Origin of the sequence: Streptomyces sp. Z423-1 (assembly GCF_013009255.1) — a bacterium.
Taxonomy (GTDB): Bacteria; Actinomycetota; Actinomycetes; order Streptomycetales; family Streptomycetaceae; genus Streptomyces; species Streptomyces gossypiisoli.
The window spans coordinates 4,595,361-4,616,947 of the sequence record NZ_CP053109.1 but is presented as its reverse complement, the minus strand read 5'-3'; the positions used below and the strand labels follow the sequence as shown (position 1 = coordinate 4,616,947).

Genomic DNA, 21,587 nt, shown 5'->3' with positions numbered 1-21,587 from the left:
TCACGGCCTCAGTTCTGCTCGGCCCACCATTCCTTGAGCGCCGCGACCGCCTGGTCGTGCTCCATCGGGCCGTTCTCGAGGCGGAGCTCCAGCATGTGCTTGTAGGCGCGGCCGACCGCGGGGCCCGGCTTGATACCCAGGATCTCCATGATCTGGTTGCCGTCGAGGTCGGGACGGATGGCGTCCAGTTCCTCCTGCTCCTGGAGCTGGGCGATCCGCTCCTCCAGGCCGTCGTACGCCCGCGACAACGCCGCCGCCTTGCGCTTGTTCCGCGTGGTGCAGTCCGACCGGGTCAGCTTGTGCAGGCGGTCGAGCAGGTGCCCCGCGTCCCGGACATAGCGGCGGACGGCGGAGTCGGTCCACTCGCCGGTGCCATAGCCATGGAAGCGGAGGTGGAGCTCGACCAGCCGCGAGACGTCCTTCACGAGTTCGTTGGAGTACTTGAGCGCCGTCATCCGCTTCTTGGTCATCTTCGCGCCGACCACCTCGTGGTGGTGGAACGAGACCCGTCCGTCCTTCTCGAAGCGACGCGTCCGCGGCTTGCCGATGTCGTGCAGCAGCGCGGCCAGGCGGAGGGTCAGGTCGGGGCCGTCCTCCTCCAGCGCCATCGCCTGCTCCAGAACGATCAGCGTGTGGTCGTAGACGTCCTTGTGTCGGTGGTGCTCGTCCCTCTCCAGCCGCAGATCCGGCAGCTCCGGCAGCACATGATCGGCGAGTCCGGTGTCGACCAGCAGCGTCAGGCCCTTGCGTGGGTTCCGGGACAGGATCAGCTTGTTCAGCTCCTCCCGGACCCGCTCGGCCGAGACGATCTCCAGACGCCCGGCCATCTCCTTCATCGCCTTGACGACCTCGGGTGCCACCTCGAAGTCGAGCTGGGCGGCGAAGCGTGCGGCCCGCATCATCCGTAGCGGGTCGTCCGAGAAGGACTCCTCGGGAGTGCCCGGCGTACGCAGCACCCGCGCTGCCAGATCGTCGAGCCCGCCGTGCGGGTCGATGAACTTGTTCTCCGGCAGCGCAACGGCCATCGCGTTCACGGTGAAGTCACGCCGGACGAGGTCCTCCTCGATGGAGTCGCCGTACGACACCTCCGGCTTGCGGGAAGTGCGGTCGTAGGCCTCCGACCGGTAGGTCGTCACCTCGATCTGGAAGCCGTCCTTCTGGGCACCGACCGTGCCGAAGGCGATCCCGACGTCCCAGACGGAGTCCGCCCACGGCCGGACGATCTTCAGTACGTCCTGGGGGCGGGCGTCGGTCGTGAAGTCCAGATCGTTGCCGAGCCGGCCGAGCAGCGCGTCCCTGACGGAGCCGCCGACCAGGGCGAGTGAGAACCCGGCCTCCTGGAAGCGGCGGGCAAGGTCGTCGGCGACAGGTGCGATCCGCAGCGGCTCACTCATCGCGTGGGGCGGCACCTGACTCAGGGCACGGGTGTCATCGTTGGCGTTCGGCACAACAGAACAGGGTACGTGGCCCGGACGACCGCGAGCGTCTCGATTACGGACATGCGAACACCGCCATCGATACGGCACAAGGCCAGCCGTCGCGACGTACGGAGGCGTTCCTCTTTATAGGCGCACATACGGGACAGCGGCTCCAGCTTCCCCGATCTTGTGGAGCAGTCCGCGGCACTTCCCCTCAGCGCGCCTCGTTACCATGCGGGGACGCACATTCCGACGACCACTGACGACGACGAGGGACGGGCGAGCGCGTGGCCGAGGCGGCAGACTTCCAGGGGACGAGTCCCTCACCTGCCCGCCGGTGGCTGAGGCGCACCGGAGCGTTGCTGGCCGGAGCGCCGCTGCTGGCAGGCCTGCTGCAGCTGGCCGCCGCCCCCACCGCGGACGCCGCCGGTCAGGACTCCGCGCAGCAGGCCTCCGGCTCCCGCACGGTCAGCGTCGCCGTCGACTCGCTCACCCCCAGCGCCCCCACCGAGGGCGACACCCTCACCGTCTCCGGCACGGTGACCAACAACAGCGAGCAGGCGGTCACCGACGCCCATGTGGACCTGCGCATGGGCCCCGAGCTGACCACCCGCTCGTCGATCGACAGCGCCGCCAAGCGCACCGGCTACTCCCCGGGCGCAGACGGCACGGAGATCGACGACACCTACCGCAAGGAGTTCGCCAAGCTCACGCCGGGCGTCTCACAGCGCTTCAGCATCTCCGTACCGGTCGACGAGCTGGACCTCGGCGACAGCGGCGTCTACCAGCTCGGCGTCGCCCTCTCGGGTGAGACCTCCGCGCAGCCCTGGGACCAGGTGCTGGGCATCCAGCGGACGTTCCTGCCGTGGCAGCCCGAAGCGGCGGACACGACGACGAAGACGACGTTCCTGTGGCCGCTCATCTCCACCGCGCACATGACGGCGGAGACGGGTTCGAACGAGCAGCAGACGCCGGTCTTCCTCGACGACGACCTCGCCAAGGAGATCTCCCCGGGCGGCCGCCTGGAGCAGCTCGTGTCGCTGGGCAGGAACCTCGACGTCACCTGGGTGATCGACCCGGACCTGCTGGCCTCCGTCGACGCGATGGCCCGCGGCTACCGCGTGCGGGGTGACGGTGACACCACCACGGGGGGCACGCACCAGGCGGTCGCCAAGCAGTGGCTGGCCGATCTGCAGAAGGCGGTGGCGGGCAAGGAGGTCGTCGCCCTGCCCTACGGCGACCCGGACCTGGCCTCCCTGGCCCACAACGGCACGAACGTCACCGGCTCGCTGAGCCGCCTCAAGGAGGCCACGGACGTCGTCGCCAACACAGTGGAGACGATCCTCCACGTGAAGCCGAACACCGACTTCGCCTGGCCCGTCGACGGCGCCGTGGACCCGTCGATCGTCAAGGTCGCCACCTCCGCCGGCGCCGACAAGGTGATCGTCCGCAGCGACAGCCTGAAGGAGACCGGCGGACTGTCGTACACGCCGTCCGCGGCCCGTCCCATCGGCGGCGGCACCACGGCGGTGGTCGCGGACGCGCGACTGTCGACGGCCTTCCAGGGCGATCTGACGAAGGCGTCCACCACGACGCTGTCCGTGCAGCGCTTCCTCGCCCAGAGCCTCGCTCTCAACCTCCAGACGAACCAGCAGCGCAGCATCGTCGTCGCCCCGCAGCGCATGCCGACCGCGAGCCAGGCCCGGGCCATGGCCGAGGCGATCACGGCGCTGCAGAGCGGCGGCTGGAGCGAGTCCCAGAACCTCGGCGCGGCCGCCAAGGCCAAACCGGACCCCGCGGCCACCAGGAAGGTGCCGGCGGCATCCGACTACCCCTCCTCGCTGCGCAAGCAGGAACTGCCGCGCTCGGCCTTCGAGCAGATCGCGCGGACCCAGGCCAAGCTGGACGGCTTCCGGGTGATCCTCACCGACCAGTCCCGCGTGGTGACCCCCTTCGGTCGGGCCATAAACCGTGAGATGTCCACGTCGTGGCGCGGCCGGGCCACCGAGGCGCAGAACTACCGCGACGGCGTGGAGGACTACCTCGACGGCCTCGCCGCGGGGGTCACTCTGATCGACAAGTCGGAGACCAAGCTCTCCGGCCGCAGCGCGACGATCCCGGTGACCGTCCAGAACAACCTGGTGCAGGACGTCGACCACCTGGTCCTGCGGCTCACGTCGACCAGCCCGACCCGGCTGGAGATCGACGGCAAGGCCTACGCCGAGCAGCCCGTCACCGTTTCCGGCGGCCACAGCCAGTCGGTGAAGTTCGCCACGTCCGCCAACGCCAACGGCCGGGTGACCGTGAAGGCCCAGCTGTTCACGGAGGACGGCAAGCCCTACGGCATGCCCGTCTACTTCGATGTGAAGGTCACCGAGATCACCGCCACGGTGATGCTGGTCATCGGTGGTGGCGTCCTGCTGCTCGTCCTCGCCGGCTTCCGGATGTACACCCAGCGCAAGCGCGCGGCCGCACGACAGGCCGAGGAGGACCGCCCGGACACGGCCGACGACGCCGCCGAAGGTGCGCAGAACCTTGAGGGCTCCACGGAACGTCTCAAGGAGGAGTCGGGTCCCCGGCCCGGGGCAGGCGCCCCGGAGCAGCCGAGTGACCCTGGGCCGGACACCCCAGCGGAAAGCGCAGACCCGTCCGGGACGGGTGAGAGAGTGGACCGTTGACATGTCGTGGCCGGTGGGCCCGGGACGATGAGGTGGGGTAACCATGAACGCGCCGTACGACGGTGACCGCGGCCAGGCTGCGGGCAGCTCGGGCCACCCCGAGGGCCCGCCGCCCGAGCACGGCCAGGTGCCGCCGCAGCACCCCGCGGACATGTACCTCCAGGACGCCTACGAGCAGGACCCCTACCGGGCGCAGGACCTCGCCGCCCAGGACCCGGTCACCGAGGCGCTCTACGACCGCGCCGCGCACCCGCCGCCGCCGCCCGGCACGTATCCGTCGCCGCAGCAGCTGTACGCCCAGCCACCCCAGTCGCCGTATGCGCCCGACCCGCGCGTGTGGGCCCAGACGCCGGCGCCCGAACCGGCGGGCCCCACGCAGCACCTGCCGTACGGCGACGACCCCCGCACGACCCAGTACGTGGGCGTCGACGACCTGGTCACCCAGTCCGGTGACCAGCGCCACGAGCCCGACGCCTTCGCGCACCTGTTCCGCGACCAGCAGCAGACCGGCGTCCGTCCGCCGATGGACTACCCGGGCGTTCCGGGTCCGGCCACCGCGCCGGGCACCGGGCAGGGCCCGGCAGGACAGTACGAGGGGACGCACGCTCCACAGGGTCAGTACGGCGGCGCCCAGGCGCCCGTCGATCAGTACCAGGCGCCCGCTCCGCGACCCGTCGCCGAGCCCGCACCGCCCCCCGCCGCCCCGCCCAAGAGCGGACGGGCCGGGGGTCTGCTGAAGTCGAGCGCGGTGATGGCGGCGGGCACGATGGTGTCCCGGCTGACCGGGTTCATCCGGTCGGCGATGATCGTCTCGGCGCTGGGTGTCGGCCTGCTCGGTGACACCTTCCAGGTCGCGTACCAACTGCCGACCATGATCTACATCCTGACGGTCGGCGGTGGCCTCAACTCGGTCTTCGTGCCGCAGCTGGTGCGATCCATGAAGGAGGACGAGGACGGCGGCGAAGCCTACGCGAACCGACTGCTGACGCTGGTCATGGTGGCGCTCGGCGCGCTCACGGTGCTCTCCGTGCTCGGCGCGCCGCTGCTGATCCGTCTCCTGTCCGACGCGGTCGCCGGCGATCCGGCGGCCAACGAGGTGGGCGTCACCTTCGTCACCTACTTCCTGCCCTCGATCTTCTTCATGGGCATCCATGTGGTGATGGGTCAGATCCTCAACGCCCGTGGTCGCTTCGGCGCGATGATGTGGACTCCGGTCCTGAACAACATCGTCATCATCGTGACGCTCGGCATGTTCCTGTGGGTGTACGGCACGGCCGAGCACTCCGGCATGAAGGTCACGAACATTCCGCCGGAGGGTCAGCGGCTCCTCGGCGTCGGCGTGTTGCTGGGACTCATCGTCCAGGCTCTGGCGATGATCCCGTACCTGCGCGAGACCGGATTCAAGCTGCGCCTGCGTTTCGACTGGAAGGGTCACGGCCTCGGCAAGGCCGTGACGCTCGCCAAGTGGACTGTGCTGTTCGTCCTCGCCAACCAGGCGGGAGCACTGGTCGTCACCCAGCTGTCCACCGCGGCGGGCAAGGCCTCGCCTGTCGACGGCACGGGCTTCGCCGCCTACGCCAACGCCCAGCTGATCTGGGGGCTTCCACAGGCCATCATCACCGTCTCCCTCATGGCCGCCCTGCTGCCCCGCCTCGCACGATCCGCGGTGGAGGACGACGCCGGTGCCGTCCGCGACGACATCTCGCAGGGGCTGAGGACGACGGCAGTGGCGATCGTGCCCATCGCCTTCGGTTTCCTCGCACTCGGCATCCCGATGTGCACGCTGATGTTCGGCTCCTCGGGCAGCAGCGAGGCCACGAACATGGGTTACATGCTGATGGCCTTCGGCCTCGGCCTGATTCCGTACTCCGTGCAGTACGTCGTCCTGCGCGCCTTCTACGCGTACGAAGACACGCGCACGCCTTTCTACAACACGGTGATCGTGGCCGGCGTCAACGCCAGTGCCTCGGCCCTGTGTTACTTCGTCGTCCCCGCCCGCTGGGCCGTCGTCGGCATGGCCGCCTCCTACGGCCTCGCCTACGTGATCGGTGTCGGTGTCGCCTGGCGGCGGCTGCGCAAGCGCCTCGGCGGCGATCTGGACGGGGCCCGCGTGATGCGGACATACGCACGCCTCAGCATCGCCTCGGTGCCGGCGGCGCTGCTGAGCGGCGCGGCCTGCTACTACATCTCCCAGGCGCTCGGCCAGGGCGTCGCAGGTTCCCTCGCCGCGCTGGTGGCCGGCGGAGCCGTCCTGCTGGGCGTCTTCTACATCGCCGCCCGCCGTATGCGCATCGAGGAGCTGAACTCGCTCGTCGGAATGGTCCGAGGGCGTCTGGGCCGCTGATTCGGGGGGTACGCGCACAACCATCGTCCGCCACCGCGTGTCGTGCATAGCGGCGGACTGTGGGCACAATTGGTTTCGGCGTCGGACGGCGCGCAACGGAGTTCGGCCGGCGCGCTATGGATGGGGAGGCAGGAACGACGGTGGCGGAACGGAGCACGGCTGCCGTCGACGTGGCAGACAACAGCGGCGACGAGCCGCTGACCGCCAAGGCGGACCAGGCGGACCAGTCCACGGCCGACGGGGTGGCCAAGAACCCGGAGCGGGACACGGAACACGACGTGGCACAGGGGAGTGGCGGGACCGAGGGTCCCGGAGCGAAGGCCTCACCGCCCGAACTGCACAGCGGTCACAAGCTCGCCAGACGCTACCGACTCGAGGACTGCGTCACTCGTCTGGACGGTTTCAGCAGTTGGCGTGCGGTGGACGAGAAGCTGCGCCGCGCTGTCGGCGTGCATGTCCTGCCCGCGGACCACTCCCGGGCCCGTTCCGTGCTGGCCGCGGCCCGTTCTTCCGCGCTGCTCGGCGATCCCCGTTTCGTCCAGGTCCTCGACGCCGTCGAGGAGAACGACTTGGTGTATGTGGTGCACGAGTGGCTGCCGGACGCCACGGAGCTCACCACGCTCCTGTCCTCCGGGCCCCTGGAGCCGCATGACGCCTACCAGATGGTCAGTCAGGTGTCCGCCGCCATGGCCGCCGCCCACCGCGAGGGTCTCGCCCATCTCCGGCTGAACCCCAACGCCGTCCTGCGCACGTCCACCGGACAGTGGCGCATCCGCGGCCTGGCCGTGAACGCCGCCCTGCGCGGCATCAGTTCCGACACCCCGCAGCGCACCGACACCGAGGCGATCGGCGCCCTGCTGTACGCCTCGCTCACCCAGCGCTGGCCGTACGAGAGCAACGCCTACGGTCTGTCGGGGCTGCCCAAGGACGTCGGCCTCATCCCCCCGGACCAGGTGCGCGCCGGCGTCCACCGCGGCCTGTCGGAGCTCGCCATGCGCGCGCTCGCCAATGACGGCGCGACCGCCTCACGGCACGAGTCCCCCTGCACGACGCCGGAGGAACTGGTGAAGGCGATCGGCGAGATGCCCCGCATCCGCCCGCCGGAGCCCGCGTTCACCGCGCCGCCGGACTACCAGCGCACGACGTACCAGCAGGGCACATACGGCCGCCCCGCACCCCACCCCGGCGTCACCCAGCCGGTGTCGTCGCCGCCGCCCCCGCTGCAGAGCCGTACCGGCAAGGCCCTGAAGTGGGCCGTCTCCGCGCTGCTCATCGCCGCGCTGGGGCTGGGCAGCTGGCAGCTCGCGGACGCCCTGATGGAGCGCGGCACCCAGTCGGACGACCCGAACAAGTCGCAGACCACGGACGGCAACGACAAGAGCTCCGGGGAGAAGAAGCCGGACGCCAAGCCGCTCACCATCGAAGGGGCTCGGGAGTACATCGCGAGCGGCGAGGCGCAGGCCCCCGAAGACGTCGGCAGCACCTACGACGGCGACAGCTCGACCTTCTGGCGCACCAAGCGCTACAACGACGGTCCGGAGCTGGCTCCCTACAAGCCCGGCGTGGGCATCGTCTACGACCTCGGCTCGTCCCAGGAGATCTCGGCCGCGTCGATAGGGCTCCGGTACCCGGGCGATCACACGACGGTTCATCTCTACGCGACCGACTCGCTGAGCCCTTCGACCGGGGTCGACGGAATGCAGGAGATCGGAACCGCCACCACGAGCGGCACCTCTCTGTCGGTCAAGGCGTCGAAGTCGCTGAAGACGCAGTACGTGCTGTTGTGGATCACGGCAGTGCCGAACGCACCCACCGACGGCTACAGCGGCGCCGGTTACAAGCAAGCCGTCACCGACGTGAAGTTCACGGGCTGACGTCTCACCGAAGGGGGAGGGGGTCCGATGGCGGAAGGCGCCGGGTACGAGACGGCGAGCGATCAGGATCTGCTCGCCCGGCATGTGGAAGGTGACCCCGACGCCTTCGGTGAGATCGTGCGGCGGCACCGCGACAGGCTCTGGGCGGTCGCCCTCCGGACGCTGGGCGACCGCGAGGAGGCGGCTGACGCGGTCCAGGACGCTCTCGTCTCCGCCTATCGGGCTGCCCACACCTTCCGCGGCCAGTCGGCCGTCACGACCTGGCTGCATCGGATCACGGTGAACGCCTGCCTCGACCGCGCCCGTAAGGCGGCCTCCCGGAAGACGTCCCCCGTCGACGACACCAAGCGGCTGGAGCAACTGCTGGAGCCGCACGAGTCGGCCTCGGCGCCCGCCGAACGCAACGATCTGCACCGCCAGCTCCTCGAAGCGCTCGGTACCCTCCCACCCGAGCAGCGCGCGGCCCTCGTCCTGGTGGACATGCAGGGCTACCCGGTCGCCGAGGCCGCCCGCGTCCTCGACGTGCCGACCGGGACGGTGAAAAGCCGTTGCGCCCGCGGCAGAGCCAGGCTCCTGCCGCTGCTCACCCATCTGCGACCTGAAAACACCGGCGACGACGAAGAGCCGGCCGCTGGACGGAACCGGACGCAGGGGACATCCGTCCCACCGGCAGCGGGACCGCACGATGCGGGCCCACGGAATGCAGGGCCAAGCGATTCAGCTGCTGTGAAGGGCGGAGGTGGGCGAGCGTGACTTCCACGACGGACACGGCCGGGCACCCGGACGTCACGGAGATCTCCGACCTCACCGAAGGCCTGCTCCCCCCGTCCCGGACCGCGGACGTACGACGCCATCTGGACGAGTGCGAGCTCTGCGCGGACGTCTTCGCCTCGCTGGAGGAGATCCGCGGCATGCTCGGCACACTGCCGGGCCCTGCCCGCATGCCCGCCGACGTCGCCGAGCGGATCGACGCCGCGCTCGCCGCGGAGGCGCTGCTCAATGCCACGGCGCCCGACGCGGTGAGCACCCCGGCACCCGTCGAAGCGGCCCGCGCGGGCGACGGCGCGCATGTTTCACGTGAAACATCGACCCCGGCGGATCGCCCCTCGGGTGGTGCCCGCCCCTCCACCACCGGCCCGGGCCGCAAGGAGCGCAAGCGTGGCGGGCGCCATAGGGTCGCCGTCCTGGGAGCCGTCCTCTCCGTCGGGGCCCTGGGGCTGGCGTCCCTCCTGGTGTCCTCTCTTGAGGGCGACCAGGGCACCACCGCCCAGAAGCGGCAGTCCGCAGCCGCGGACACCTTCTCCGAAGGGAAGCTGGAACAGCAGGTCGCGGACCTCCTCGCCAAGACGGAGAAGTCCGGCGGCTCGTTGCGCACCCCCCGTGATCTGCCTGGGGAGTCCACCTCCGGCTCCGACGGTCCCCGTATCCTCACCAGGCCCACGGTCACGGTGCCCGAGTGCGTGCAGAAGGGCATCGGACGCGACGACGACGCCCTGGCGACCGAACCCGGCACATACCAGGGGACGACTGCCCTGCTCGTGGTCATGCCCGACACCTCGGACCCCTCACGGGTCACGGCCTACGTCGTCAATGCCACCTGCGTGAAGGACTCGCCTTCCGCCTCGGCCGAGGTTCTGCTGAAGCATTCCTACAAGCAGCCTTGAGAGCACTCTCCGCTCCCGCTTGAGAGCACTATCCGCTCAAGGGACCGCTCTCCGTGTGCCCGGACACGGCGGGAATGCGCGCCCCTTAGGATCCGTTGGGTGGGGTGAGAGTCTGAGACGGGCTCCCACCGGTCGAACGACGCAGTCCAGAGACGAGGAATCAAGCCGTGAGCGACGTCCGTAACGTGATCATCATCGGCTCCGGGCCCGCCGGCTACACGGCGGCGCTCTACACCGCGCGCGCGTCGCTGAAGCCACTGGTGTTCGAGGGTGCCGTCACCGCCGGTGGCGCCCTGATGAACACCACGGACGTGGAGAACTTCCCCGGCTTCCAGGACGGCATCATGGGCCCCGAGCTCATGGACAACATGCGCGCCCAGGCCGAGCGCTTCGGCGCCGAACTCGTTCCGGACGACGTCGTCAACATCGACCTGACCGGTGAGATCAAGACCGTCACCGACACCGCCGGCACGGTGCACCGCGCGAAGGCCGTGATCGTCGCCACCGGCTCGCAGCACCGCAAGCTCGGCCTGCCGAACGAGGACGCCCTGTCCGGCCGCGGTGTCTCCTGGTGCGCCACCTGCGACGGCTTCTTCTTCAAGGACCAGGACATCGCCGTGATCGGCGGCGGCGACACCGCGATGGAGGAGGCCACCTTCCTCTCCCGCTTCGCCAGGTCCGTGACGGTCGTCCACCGCCGGGACACCCTGCGCGCCTCCAAGGCGATGCAGGAGCGCGCCTTCGCCGACCCGAAGATCACGTTCGTCTGGGACAGCGAGGTCGCCGAGATCCAGGGCGACGGGAAGCTCTCGGGTCTGAAGCTGCGCAACGTCAAGACCGGCGAGCTGTCGGACCTGGCGGTGACCGGTCTGTTCATCGCGATCGGCCACGACCCGCGCACCGAACTGTTCAAGGGCCAGCTTGAGCTGGACGAGGAGGGCTACCTCATGGTCGACGCCCCCTCCACCCGGACGAACGTGACCGGTGTCTTCGGCGCCGGTGACGTGGTGGACCACACCTACCGCCAGGCGATCACCGCGGCCGGCACCGGCTGTGCCGCCGCCCTCGACGCCGAGCGCTTCCTCGCCGCACTCGCGGACGAGGAGAAGGCCGAGCCCGAGAAGACCACTGTCTGACCCCCTCACCCAGCCCCACGCACCAACCAGTTAAGGAGCCCGCTGTGGCCGGCACCCTGAAGAATGTGACCGACGACTCCTTCGAGCAGGACGTCCTCAAGAGCGACAAGCCCGTCCTGGTGGACTTCTGGGCCGCTTGGTGCGGTCCGTGCCGCCAGATCGCGCCGTCCCTTGAGGCGATCGCCGCCGAGTACGGCGACAAGATCGAGATCGTCAAGCTGAACATCGACGAGAACCCGGGTACGGCCGCCAAGTACGGTGTCATGTCGATCCCGACCCTGAACGTCTACCAGGGCGGCGAGGTCGCCAAGACCATCGTCGGTGCCAAGCCGAAGGCCGCGATCCTGCGCGACCTTGAGGACTTCATCGCCGAATGACGGGCTGTGCCGTCGAGCCGACGGCACATGTTTCACGTGAAACACGAATGGGCCAACCCAACCGGGTTGGCCCATTTGCTTGACAGCGGTCGCGGTGCTGATGCCCTACAGCGGTCGCAGCGCTGGTTCCTTCTGGACGGCCCCGAGCAGCCGGTCCAGTGCCATCTCGACGTCTTCCTTCCAGGAGAGAGTCGTCCGTAGCTCCAGCCGCATGCGCGGATACGTGGGATGCGGCCGAACCGTCTTGAAGCCCACCGCCAGCAGATGCTCGGCGGGCAACACACAGGCGGGTTCCTTCCAGCGGGCGTCCCCGAAGGCCTCGATCGCCTTGAAGCCGCGCCTCAGCAGATCCTTGGCCACCGTCTGGACCATCACGCGTCCCAGTCCCTGGCCCTGGTACCCGGGCACGATAAACGCGGTCATCAACTGCACCGCGTCCGGCGAGACGGGACTCGTCGGGAACGCCATCGAACGGGGCACGTAGGCCGGTGGCGCGTAGAGCACAAAACCGACCGGTGTCTCGTCGACATAGACGACTCGCCCGCAGGAACCCCAGTCCAGCAGGACGGACGAGATCCAGGCTTCCTTCTCCAGCGCGGGCGTGCCCGCCTTTACCGCTGCCTCGCCACTGACTGGGTCCAGCTCCCAGAAGACACACGTGCGACAGCGCCGGGGAAGGTCCTGAAGGTTGTCCAGCGTGAGCGGTACGAGCCGACGCCCCATGAAGGCTGTTCCTCGCTTCCCTCGCCCGCCGCATCGCGTGCGGCAGTCAGAGCACTCCGTTCCCTGAGCAGGCTGCCGACGAATCCGCCGACCGCGCCCAGGCCCAGTCCCGCGCTCAGCAGTCCGGTCCGGCTCATCGTTCGCATGGCCCCCGCCCTCTCATAGACGTACCGCAGACGTACTGCCAGGTGGATGCGCCATACCCGAACGCATCGTATCCATGAAGCGATTCCATCGATACCGCCAGAAAGCAAAGTGCGGGCCATGTTCCGGTACACACCGGACACGGCCCGCACGAACGCCTGCTGAGCGGGATCACACCGCCGCCCGGGGCCTCAGTCGTCCGTCTCCTCGGGGTCGCCGCCCTCCAGAAGGCTCCTCTGCAGGACGGGACCCTCGCCCGGGGCAAGCGTGCCGAGGATTCGCTCAAGATCCTCCATGGAGGCGAACTCCACGGTGATCTTGCCCTTCTTCTGCCCGAGGTCGACCTTGACGCGTGTCTCGAAGCGATCCGAGAGACGGGTCGCGAGGTCGGTCAGCGCCGGAGAGACCCGAGTGCCGGCCCGCGGTCCCTTGGAACGCTGAGCCGCCTTGGGCCGCGATCCCATAAGGGTCACGATCTCCTCGACGGCGCGCACCGAGAGCCCCTCGGCCACGATCCGATGAGCCAGCCGGTCCTGCTCCTCCGAGTCCTCCACGGAGAGCAGGGCCCGCGCGTGCCCGGCAGAGAGCACACCCGCCGCCACCCGGCGCTGAACCGCCGGCGAGAGCTTCAGCAGACGCAGCGTGTTGGAAACCTGCGGACGGGACCGGCCGATACGGTCCGCCAGCTGGTCATGTGTGCAGTTGAAGTCCTTCAGCAGCTGGTCATAGGCAGCCGCCTCTTCCAGCGGGTTGAGCTGCGCCCGGTGCAGGTTCTCCAGCAGGGCGTCGAGGAGGAGCTTCTCGTCCTCCGTGGCGCGCACGATCGCCGGAATCGCTTCGAGGCCCGCCTCACGGCAGGCCCGCCAGCGCCGCTCGCCCATGATCAGCTCATAGCGAGCGGGACCCAGCTGTCGTACGACGACCGGCTGGAGAAGACCGACCTCCTTGATGGAGGTGACGAGCTCGTGCAGCGCGTCCTCGTCGAAGACCTCACGGGGCTGCCGCGGGTTCGGCTTGATGGAGTCAAGGGGAAGCTCGGCGAAGTGGGCGCCCATGGGAGGGGCGGGCATGTCCACCGCGCCGCTCACCGACGGCTCTTCGGTTTCACGTGAAACAGGCGGCAGCGTGGCCACCTTCGCCGCGGCCACGCCCCGGTCGGAGGGAAGCACCGGCACCGCCGTGGGAGACGCCGATGCAACACCTCCCACCGCAGCCTGGGCCGGCGTCTTCTCGGTCGGGGCCGCAGGGATCAGTGCCCCGAGACCACGGCCCAGCCCCCTCCGTCGCTCGCTCACTGGATCCCCTCCACCATGCTCTGTTCGCTCTGGGCGCCGATATGGGCGTGCGTCGCGTCATAGCTGACGCCGACACCCTTCAGCGCGATTTCTCGTGCCGCCTCAAGATAGGAGAGGGCACCGCTCGATCCTGGATCGTAGGTCAGAACCGTCTGCCCGTAGCTCGGCGCCTCGGAGATACGGACCGAGCGAGGAATGCTCGTCCGCAGCACTTCGTCGCCGAAGTGGCTGCGCACCTCGTCCGCGACCTGGGAGGCAAGGCGCGTCCGCCCGTCGTACATGGTGAGCAGGATCGTCGAGACATGCAGCGCGGGGTTGAGGTGCCCCCGCACCAGGTCGACGTTGCGCAGCAGCTGACCCAGGCCCTCCAGCGCGTAGTACTCGCACTGGATCGGGATGAGAACCTCCTGGCCGGCCACGAGCGCATTGACCGTCAACAGGCCGAGCGAGGGCGGGCAGTCGATGAGGATGTAGTCCAGTGGCTGCTCGTAGGACTGGATCGCTCGCTGAAGACGGCTCTCCCGCGCCACCAGGGACACCAGCTCGATCTCCGCACCGGCGAGATCGATCGTGGCAGGGGCGCAGAAGAGACCCTCGACGTCGGGGACCGGCTGGACAACCTCCGAGAGCGGCTTGCTCTCGACCAACACGTCGTAGATGGAAGGGACTTCGGCGTGGTGGTCGATCCCCAGAGCGGTGGACGCGTTGCCCTGTGGGTCGAGGTCGATCACCAGGACACGGCCGCCATGCAGAGCCAGCGAAGCGGCCAAGTTGACGGTCGTCGTCGTCTTGCCAACGCCACCCTTCTGGTTGGCGACGACGATGACACGGGTCTGTTCAGGTCTTGGCAGACCCTCACCGGCCCGGCCCAGAGCCTCGACCGCCAGTTGGGCAGCACGACCGATGGGAGTGTCGTCCATCGGGGGCGGTGTTTCACGTGAAACATCCTCCCCCGGCGACTCGGTACGGGGACCGGGGACCGGATCGGTCATCGGTCCCGCGATGTTGGCGTCGGACCGCAAGGATTCACTCTCCTCGACTTCAGGCTCGCAATGAACAGAGCCTCCCATGCCTTCGGGGTCGTGAACCAGTGAGGCCTGGTGTTCTGTGGAGAAATCCACCTCTGTGGACAACTCGGCGCCCCTTGAGGGGGACGCAGTGTCATCGGAAACCGCAGGAGCCTCGCCGAGTGAGCCAAGAGGCTTACGGTCGCGGGGTTCGGCCGCGGCGCGGCCGCGGCTGATGATGCCGTGCAGCAGTGAGCGACGTTTCACGTGAAACACGATGCACAGCAGCCGTGACCGGACTGTCGCGACACTCCGTGACGCATAGGTTTGGCAGCTTGTGTGGAGTACGTCTCGTCCTCAGGACGGATCAGCGCTCAGGACGGATCAGCGCTCAGGACGGATCAGCCCTCGGGATGGATCAGCCCTCGGGACGGTCAGCGCCGCCGGCGCGTCCGCCCCGTCCGTGCCGCCTTCGCCCGCTTCGCTGCGAAGCGCACACCGCCGGGGCTCTCCCCGACCTCGACGCGCACGACCGTGGACATGGGGTCCACGACGCCCTCGCCCACGTGCAGGATGGATGTGCTCACCGCCCCGAGCTTGCTCAACGCGGTGGCCGCGGCCTTGAGCTCTCCCTCCGCGGTGTCGCCCTTGAGCGCGAGCATCTCGCCGTAGGGCCGCAGCAGCGGAATGCCCCAGGTGGCCAGTCGGTCCAGCGGGGCCACCGCCCGTGCCGTCACCACATGGACCGGCGGCAGTTTGCCCATGACCTCCTCTGCACGACCACGCACAACGGTGACATGGTCCAGGCCGAGCAGCTCGACGACCTCGGTGAGGAAGTTCGTCCGCCGCAGCAGGGGCTCCAGCAGCGTGATCTTCAGGTCCTCACGGACCAGGGCCAGCGGGATGCCCGGCAGGCCGGCACCGGACCCGACATCGCAGACGGTGACCCCCTCGGGCACGACCTCCGAGAGCACCGCGCAGTTCAGCAGATGCCGCTCCCACAGCCGGGGCACCTCGCGAGGGCCGATGAGCCCTCGCTGCACGCCCGTCTCGGCCAGTAGCTCCGCGTACCGGACCGCGTCCGCGAAACGATCACCGAACACCGCCCGGGCCTCCTCGGGAGCGGGGGGGAGCTCCGCTGCCTCCGTCACGGGGACCGTCCTTCCGTACCCTGCAGCGCACGCGCGCTGACTACCAGGCTGACAAAGATCGGCCCCGCCTGCGCAACAGACGGGGCCGGTGGAGCGTGGGACCGCTCAGGCAGGCAGCACGACGACGAAGCGCTGCGGCTCCTCGCCCTCGGACTCGCTGCGCAGCCCCGCGGCCTTGACGGCGTCGTGCACGACCTTGCGCTCGAACGGCGTCATCGGCTTGAGCTTCACGGGCGCGCCGCTGTTCTTGGCATCGGCGGCGGCCTTGGCGCCCAGCTCGGAGAGCTCGGAGCGCTTCTTGGCGCGGTAGCCCGCGATGTCCAGCATCAGCCGGCTGCGGTCACCGGTCTCCCGGTGCACGGCCAGGCGCGTGAGTTCCTGGAGCGCCTCCAACACCTCACCGTCCCGGCCGACCAGCTTCTGCAGATCACGGGTCCCCGTGTCGCTGATGATCGAGACAGCGGCGCGATCCCCCTCGACGTCCATGTCGATGTCGCCGTCGAGATCGGCGATGTCCAGCAGACCTTCGAGGTAGTCCGCCGCGATCTCACCCTCCTGCTCCAGGCGGGTCAGGGTGTCTGCACCCTCGGCAGCGGCGGAGGTGGTGCCTTCCGTCACGGGATGGACTCCTTCTTACTTCTTGGACGAGGACTTGGGCCGCTGCGGACCCTTGCGCTGGCCGGACTGGGCCCGGCTGCGGCCCCCGCCACCGGACTTGGGCGCCGCCTTGCCGGCGGACTCGGCCGGCTTGGCGTCCTGCGGATCGTCGGACTTGCTCAGCGAAGTCGACGCCGCGGAGGTCTTCTCGGCACCGCCTGCGGGCTTGGGAGCACCGGTGGCCTGCCGCTTGGACTTGGGCTGCCGCTTGGGCTGCTGACGCTTCGGAGCGGCGGTCGTGGTCGGCGTACCGTCCTCGGTCACGGTGGCCACGGCGGCCTCGCTCTTCACGACGGTGCCGTCGGACTGGGCCGCGAGACCGGCCTTGCTCAGGCCGTTGATGAACTTGCGCTCGTAGTCATTGCGGTCCCGGCCCTTGGCGACGATGGCCTTGATGATGACACGCTCACGCCGGCTGCGGGTCTTGCCGTGGTGCGTGACGTGCTTGTACAGGCGGTCCAGGTAGGCGGCCTGGGCCTTGGAACCCGGGGTCGGGTTGTTGTGGATGACGTACATCTGCTGGCCCATGGTCCACACGTTGGTGGTCAGCCAGTACACGAGGACACCGACCGGGAAGTTGATGCCGAAGACGGCGAAGATGACCGGGAAGATGTACATCAGCATCTTCTGCTGCTGCATGAACGGCGTCTTCACCGAGGTGTCGACGTTCTTCGTCATCAGCTGGCGCTGGGTGTAGAACTGCGACAGCGACATCAGGACGATCATGATGGCGGTGACGACCCGCACATCGGTGATCGTGGAGCCGAGCGCCGCGACCTCACCGGAACTGTCCGTGAACTTCGAGGCCAGCGGGGCGCCGAAGATGTGCGCCTTCTGCGCGCTCGCCAGCAGCCGCTCGTTGATCACACCGATGGTGTCGTTCGACGCGATGCTGTTGAGCACGTGGTACAGGGCGAAGAAGAACGGCGACTGCGCCAGGATGGGAAGGCACGAGGAAAGCGGGTTGGTGCCCGTCTCCTTGTACAGCTTCATCATCTCTTCGGACTGACGCTGCTTGTCGTTCTTGTAACGCTCCTGGATCTTCTTCATCTCGGGCTGGAGCGTCTGCATGGCCCGGGTCGCCTTGATCTGCTTCACGAAGAGCGGGATCAGGCAGATACGGATCAGGATCACCAGCGACACGATGGACAGGCCCCAGGCCCAGCCCGTGTCAGGGCCGAAGAGCGCACCGTACAGCGAATGGAACTGGACGATGACCCATGAGACGGGTGTCGTGATGAAGCTGAAGAGGCTGGCAATCGTGTCCACTAATCATGCTCCTTGCGCATGGGACGAGGTCTCTGCGGCCGGGCTCGAAGGAACGTCGTTCGAAGGACTCGAAGGAACATTCTCGTCGGTGGCCGTTTCGGCGGCGGAGGGCCCGCCCTTGCGTGCGCGCCAGGCGTTGCGCAGCATTTCGTGCCACCGCGGACGCTTGCGCGGCGGGACATGGTCCACACCGCCCAGCGACCACGGATTGCAACGCAGGATGCGCCAGGCCGTGAGTGCGGTGCCCTTGAGGGCACCGTGCCGGTCAATGGCCGTGTAGCCGTAGTGGGAACACGACGGGTAGTACTTGCACACCGGCCCGAGCAGCGGGCTGATGGTCCACTGGTACAGCTTGATCAGCGCCAGCAGCGGGTACTTCATCGCGCGCCCCCTCCCAGCAGCCGCTGCAAGGCGGCATCCAGGTCTCGGGCCAGCTGTGCGTGGTCGGCGTCGCCCGCGCCGGGCAGCGCTCGTACGACTACCAGGCTACCGGGGGGCAGCAGGTCGACCCGGTCACGCATCAGATGACGCAGTCTGCGCTTCACGGTGTTGCGCACGACCGCACCGCCCACAGCCTTGCTCACGACGAAACCCGCACGCGTCGGGGGAGCGCTCTCCCCAGGCGCGTGCGGGTCCGTGGCACCGCTACGAAGGTGGACGACGAGGAGTGGGCGTCCGGCCCGGCGTCCTCGTCGTACCGCGGTCGCGAAGTCCTCGCGCCGCCTCAGCCGGTTCTCGGTGGGCAGCACGACGTCATGACCTGATCGAGATCAGGCGGACAGGCGGGCGCGACCCTTGCTACGGCGGGACGCGAGAATCGCGCGGCCGGCACGGGTGCGCATACGCAGCCGGAAGCCGTGGGTCTTGGCGCGACGACGGTTGTTCGGCTGGAAGGTGCGCTTGCTCACTCGGGGGCTCCAGAAGAAATCGGTGGTGGCGGGGTGCCGTCCTGGCTGTCACCGTGCGCCCACGAGTAGCTCGCGTTACGCCCCAGTGCACCGCTTTCCGATCACCTTGACGCGATCTGTGCCCATCGGAGGCAGGCGGCAGCAGCCATCGACAACTCGACCTGGTTACGGTACGCGCGGCTGCGCCATCCGGTCAAACCAGGGGTCACCGCGAGACACTGTCCACAGCCTGGGGACAACAACTTGAACCGCACCCGTCGCCCTGACTACCGTGGCTGGACTCCGATTCGTTCCCTTATCCCCGCCCGACCCGATTTACATCCCGACCCGTCCCACAACCACACGTTCGTGGGACCCGTGAGAGAGCGTGCCCTGTGGCTGACGTACCTGCCGATCTTGCCGCAGTGTGGCCACGAGTACTCGAGCAGCTTCTCGGTGAGGGCCGTGGGCAGGGCGTCGAGGCCAAGGACGAACACTGGATCCGGCGCTGCCAGCCGCTCGCGCTGGTCGCCGACACCGCGCTGCTCGCCGTACCGAACGAGTTCGCGAAGGGTGTGCTGGAGGGCCGCCTCGCCCCGATCGTGAGCGAGACGCTGAGCCGTGAGTGCGGCCGCCCGATCCGGATCGCGATCACCGTCGACGACTCCGCGGGCGAGCCCCCGTCCCCGCCGGCGCCCCCCGCCCATCCCCAGCCGCGCTACGAGGAGCCCGAGCTCCCGTCGTCCGGACAGTACGACGGACAGTACGAGGGCTACGGCCGCCACCGCGCCGAGCAGCCGCCGGGCTCGCCCGGCGACCAGCTCCCCAGCCCGCGCCCCGCCTACCCGTCCGAGTACCAGCGCCCCGAGCCGGGCGCCTGGCCACGGCCGTCGCAGGACGAGTACAGCTGGCAGCAGCCGCGCCTCGGCTTCCCGGAGCGGGACCCGTACGCGACGCCGTCGCAGGAGTCGTACGGCTCACAGGACTCCTACGGCTCCCCGTCCCACGACTCCTACGGCCCGCCCGCGCAGGAGTACCGCCCGCACGGCTACGAGCAGCAGCGCTCCGAGTACGACCCGTCACGCGGCGACTACGACCAGCGCGACGCGCGGCGTGAGCTGCCCGAGCCGTCGGTCGGCGGCGGGCAGGTGCACCGCGGCCCCGTCGGCACCACGCTGCCGGTGTCCAGCGGCGCCCCCGGTCCGCTGGCCGCGCAGCCCGCGCCGGCGACCGGTCCCGGGGAGCCGACCGCGCGGCTGAATCCGAAGTACCTCTTCGACACGTTCGTCATCGGCGCGTCCAACCGTTTCGCGCACGCGGCCGCGGTGGCCGTCGCGGAGGCGCCGGCGAAGGCGTACAACCCCCTCTTCATCTATGGGGAGTCGGGGCTCGGCAAGACGCACCTGCTGCACGCGATCGGACACTACGCGCGGAGCCTGTACCCGGGCACGCGCGTGCGGTATGTGAGCTCCGAGGAGTTCACCAACGAGTTCATCAACTCCATCCGCGACGGCAAGGGCGACAGCTTCCGCAAGCGCTATCGCGAGATGGACATCCTGCTGGTCGACGACATCCAGTTCCTGGCGGACAAGGAGTCGACGCAGGAGGAGTTCTTCCACACCTTCAACACGCTCCACAACGCGAACAAGCAGATCGTGCTGTCCAGCGACCGGCCGCCGAAGCAGCTGGTGACGCTGGAGGACCGGCTGCGGAACCGTTTCGAGTGGGGCCTGATCACCGACGTCCAGCCGCCCGAGCTGGAGACGCGGATCGCGATTCTGCGCAAGAAGGCGGTACAGGAGCAGCTCAACGCCCCGCCGGAGGTGCTGGAGTTCATCGCCTCGCGGATCTCGCGGAACATCCGTGAGCTGGAGGGCGCGCTGATCAGAGTGACGGCGTTCGCGTCGCTCAACCGGCAGCCGGTGGACCTGGGCCTGACGGAGATCGTCCTGAAGGATCTGATCCCCGGCGGCGAGGACTCCACGCCAGAGATCACCTCGACGGCCATCATGAGCGCGACCGCCGACTACTTCGGCCTCACGGTCGAGGACCTGTGCGGCAGCTCGCGGGGCCGCCAGCTCGTCACGGCCCGGCAGATCGCCATGTACCTGTGCCGTGAGCTGACGGATCTGTCGCTGCCGAAGATCGGCGCGCTGTTCGGCGGCCGCGACCACACCACCGTGATGCACGCGGACCGCAAGATCCGCAATCTGATGGCCGAGCGGCGCTCCATCTACAACCAGGTGACCGAGCTGACGAACCGCATCAAGAACGGCTGACAGCAGCCACCGTACGCCGCTGAGGGCGCCCCGGGCCGAGATCCCCGGGGCGCCCTTCGTCGTTCCCCGGCCATCCGGTGTTCGAATACGTGCCGCGTTACGGCCACTCTCCACAGATTCGTGGAGTTTTTTCCGTCCACATCCTGGGGACTGCGAAGTTGTCCAGATCGTATCCACAGCCGCGCCTGTTGAAAGACCATCAGACCAGGTCAGCTACTTGTGGATTGGTGGACGAACGATCTCCACAGACTGTGGACAGCAAGCGGATCCACAAGCGGTGGACGGAGTTGTCCACGGACAACCCACAGGCTGGGGGTGGTTGTCCCCAGCGATCCCCAGGTTCTCCACAGCCCTGTCCACTGTTCGGCAACCCGACGCGCCTGATCACCGGGCCGAGTGAAAGGCGTCACACAAAGGTGCCGGGTTGGGCTGTGGGAAAGGTGGGTAAAGCTGGGGACGGCCCTGGGGAGAAGTCGCCTCACCCTGTGCATGGGGTGTGCAGAACTTTCTTTTCTCCACAGACGGGCTCAGTTGTCCACCGCCGCCGCCCACAGGCCCCGTGGACAAAATCTCCGCGCTGACCTGCGCAAACGAAGTTATCCACGGTATCCACAGGCCCTACTACTACTCCCGACTAGAGAGAGCGCGGAATTCGTTTCGAAGAGGGCCCTGTGCACAACTCGC

Annotated in this window: 18 protein-coding genes; 8 read left to right on the top strand and 10 right to left on the bottom strand. The window is 68.7% G+C overall.

Going from position 1 to position 21,587, the window contains the following annotated elements:
* Positions 1-8: 8 nt before the first annotated feature.
* On the bottom strand, positions 9-1,448 hold the full coding sequence (locus tag HJD23_RS20520) for a CCA tRNA nucleotidyltransferase (protein ID WP_171118455.1): 1,440 nt from the start codon (positions 1,446-1,448) through the stop codon (positions 9-11).
* Positions 1,449-1,705: 257 nt separating this feature from the next.
* Here HJD23_RS20520 and HJD23_RS20515 point away from each other — a divergent pair, with 257 nt between their 5' ends.
* From HJD23_RS20515 to trxA, 7 genes are all read left to right on the top strand, one after another.
* Complete coding sequence (locus tag HJD23_RS20515; protein ID WP_171118457.1) at positions 1,706-4,096, top strand: DUF6049 family protein; 2,391 nt, start codon at positions 1,706-1,708, stop codon at positions 4,094-4,096.
* 43 nt (positions 4,097-4,139) lie between these two features.
* The gene (murJ, locus tag HJD23_RS20510) at positions 4,140-6,440 is read left to right on the top strand and encodes a murein biosynthesis integral membrane protein MurJ (protein WP_171118458.1); all 2,301 of its coding nucleotides are present in this window, start codon (positions 4,140-4,142) and stop codon (positions 6,438-6,440) included.
* Between the two features lie 140 nt (positions 6,441-6,580).
* Positions 6,581-8,314, top strand: a complete 1,734-nt coding sequence (locus HJD23_RS20505) for a protein kinase family protein (RefSeq protein WP_171118460.1) — start codon at positions 6,581-6,583, stop codon at positions 8,312-8,314.
* A gap of 27 nt (positions 8,315-8,341) precedes the next feature.
* Complete coding sequence (sigM, locus tag HJD23_RS20500; protein ID WP_171118463.1) at positions 8,342-9,067, top strand: RNA polymerase sigma factor SigM; 726 nt, start codon at positions 8,342-8,344, stop codon at positions 9,065-9,067.
* A complete protein-coding gene (locus HJD23_RS20495) occupies positions 9,064-9,978 on the top strand; it encodes a hypothetical protein (RefSeq protein WP_171118465.1) in 915 nt (304 codons plus the stop codon). Before sigM ends, HJD23_RS20495 begins: the two co-directional genes overlap by 4 nt.
* A gap of 167 nt (positions 9,979-10,145) precedes the next feature.
* The gene (gene trxB / locus HJD23_RS20490) at positions 10,146-11,114 is read left to right on the top strand and encodes a thioredoxin-disulfide reductase (RefSeq protein ID WP_171134052.1); all 969 of its coding nucleotides are present in this window, start codon (positions 10,146-10,148) and stop codon (positions 11,112-11,114) included.
* A 44-nt stretch (positions 11,115-11,158) separates the two neighbouring features.
* The gene (gene trxA, locus HJD23_RS20485) at positions 11,159-11,491 is read left to right on the top strand and encodes a thioredoxin (RefSeq protein WP_141316111.1); all 333 of its coding nucleotides are present in this window, start codon (positions 11,159-11,161) and stop codon (positions 11,489-11,491) included.
* Positions 11,492-11,596: 105 nt separating this feature from the next.
* Here trxA and HJD23_RS20480 read toward each other — a convergent pair whose 3' ends face one another.
* The 9 genes from HJD23_RS20480 to rpmH form a co-directional block, all read right to left on the bottom strand.
* Complete coding sequence (locus HJD23_RS20480) at positions 11,597-12,214, bottom strand: GNAT family N-acetyltransferase (RefSeq protein WP_171113795.1); 618 nt, start codon at positions 12,212-12,214, stop codon at positions 11,597-11,599.
* Positions 12,215-12,549: 335 nt separating this feature from the next.
* Positions 12,550-13,653, bottom strand: coding sequence for a ParB/RepB/Spo0J family partition protein (locus HJD23_RS20475; RefSeq protein WP_171113794.1), 1,104 nt, complete (start codon positions 13,651-13,653; stop codon positions 12,550-12,552).
* The gene (locus tag HJD23_RS20470; protein WP_171118705.1) at positions 13,650-14,723 is read right to left on the bottom strand and encodes a ParA family protein; all 1,074 of its coding nucleotides are present in this window, start codon (positions 14,721-14,723) and stop codon (positions 13,650-13,652) included. Before HJD23_RS20470 ends, HJD23_RS20475 begins: the two co-directional genes overlap by 4 nt.
* A 371-nt stretch (positions 14,724-15,094) precedes the next feature.
* A complete protein-coding gene (gene rsmG, locus HJD23_RS20465) occupies positions 15,095-15,811 on the bottom strand; it encodes a 16S rRNA (guanine(527)-N(7))-methyltransferase RsmG (protein WP_171113793.1) in 717 nt (238 codons plus the stop codon).
* 105 nt (positions 15,812-15,916) lie between these two features.
* Positions 15,917-16,429: a R3H domain-containing nucleic acid-binding protein gene (locus tag HJD23_RS20460; protein ID WP_171113792.1), complete on the bottom strand. Its 513-nt coding sequence runs from the start codon at positions 16,427-16,429 to the stop codon at positions 15,917-15,919.
* A gap of 15 nt (positions 16,430-16,444) precedes the next feature.
* Positions 16,445-17,737, bottom strand: coding sequence for a membrane protein insertase YidC (yidC, locus tag HJD23_RS20455; protein ID WP_171113791.1), 1,293 nt, complete (start codon positions 17,735-17,737; stop codon positions 16,445-16,447).
* A 3-nt stretch (positions 17,738-17,740) separates the two neighbouring features.
* A complete protein-coding gene (gene yidD, locus HJD23_RS20450; protein WP_171113790.1) occupies positions 17,741-18,118 on the bottom strand; it encodes a membrane protein insertion efficiency factor YidD in 378 nt (125 codons plus the stop codon).
* Complete coding sequence (rnpA, locus tag HJD23_RS20445) at positions 18,115-18,486, bottom strand: ribonuclease P protein component (protein WP_141316125.1); 372 nt, start codon at positions 18,484-18,486, stop codon at positions 18,115-18,117. The genes yidD and rnpA overlap by 4 nt, the downstream gene beginning before the upstream one ends.
* A 21-nt stretch (positions 18,487-18,507) precedes the next feature.
* Complete coding sequence (rpmH, locus tag HJD23_RS20440) at positions 18,508-18,645, bottom strand: 50S ribosomal protein L34 (RefSeq protein ID WP_003956500.1); 138 nt, start codon at positions 18,643-18,645, stop codon at positions 18,508-18,510.
* 374 nt (positions 18,646-19,019) lie between these two features.
* Here rpmH and dnaA point away from each other — a divergent pair, with 374 nt between their 5' ends.
* Positions 19,020-20,903, top strand: coding sequence for a chromosomal replication initiator protein DnaA (dnaA, locus tag HJD23_RS20435; RefSeq protein WP_171113789.1), 1,884 nt, complete (start codon positions 19,020-19,022; stop codon positions 20,901-20,903).
* Positions 20,904-21,587 lie beyond the last annotated feature (684 nt).

What these genes read in the sequence shown, in the direction of transcription:
- murJ (WP_171118458.1), top strand. Translation starts at nt 4,140, where the DNA reads ATGAACGCGCCGTACGACGGTGACCGCGGCCAGGCTGCGGGCAGCTCG.
- HJD23_RS20480 (WP_171113795.1), bottom strand. Translation starts at nt 12,214, where the DNA reads ATGGGGCGTCGGCTCGTACCGCTCACGCTGGACAACCTTCAGGACCTT.
- yidD (WP_171113790.1), bottom strand. Translation starts at nt 18,118, where the DNA reads ATGAAGTACCCGCTGCTGGCGCTGATCAAGCTGTACCAGTGGACCATC.
- HJD23_RS20470 (WP_171118705.1), bottom strand. Translation starts at nt 14,723, where the DNA reads ATGGGAGGCTCTGTTCATTGCGAGCCTGAAGTCGAGGAGAGTGAATCC.
- sigM (WP_171118463.1), top strand. Translation starts at nt 8,342, where the DNA reads ATGGCGGAAGGCGCCGGGTACGAGACGGCGAGCGATCAGGATCTGCTC.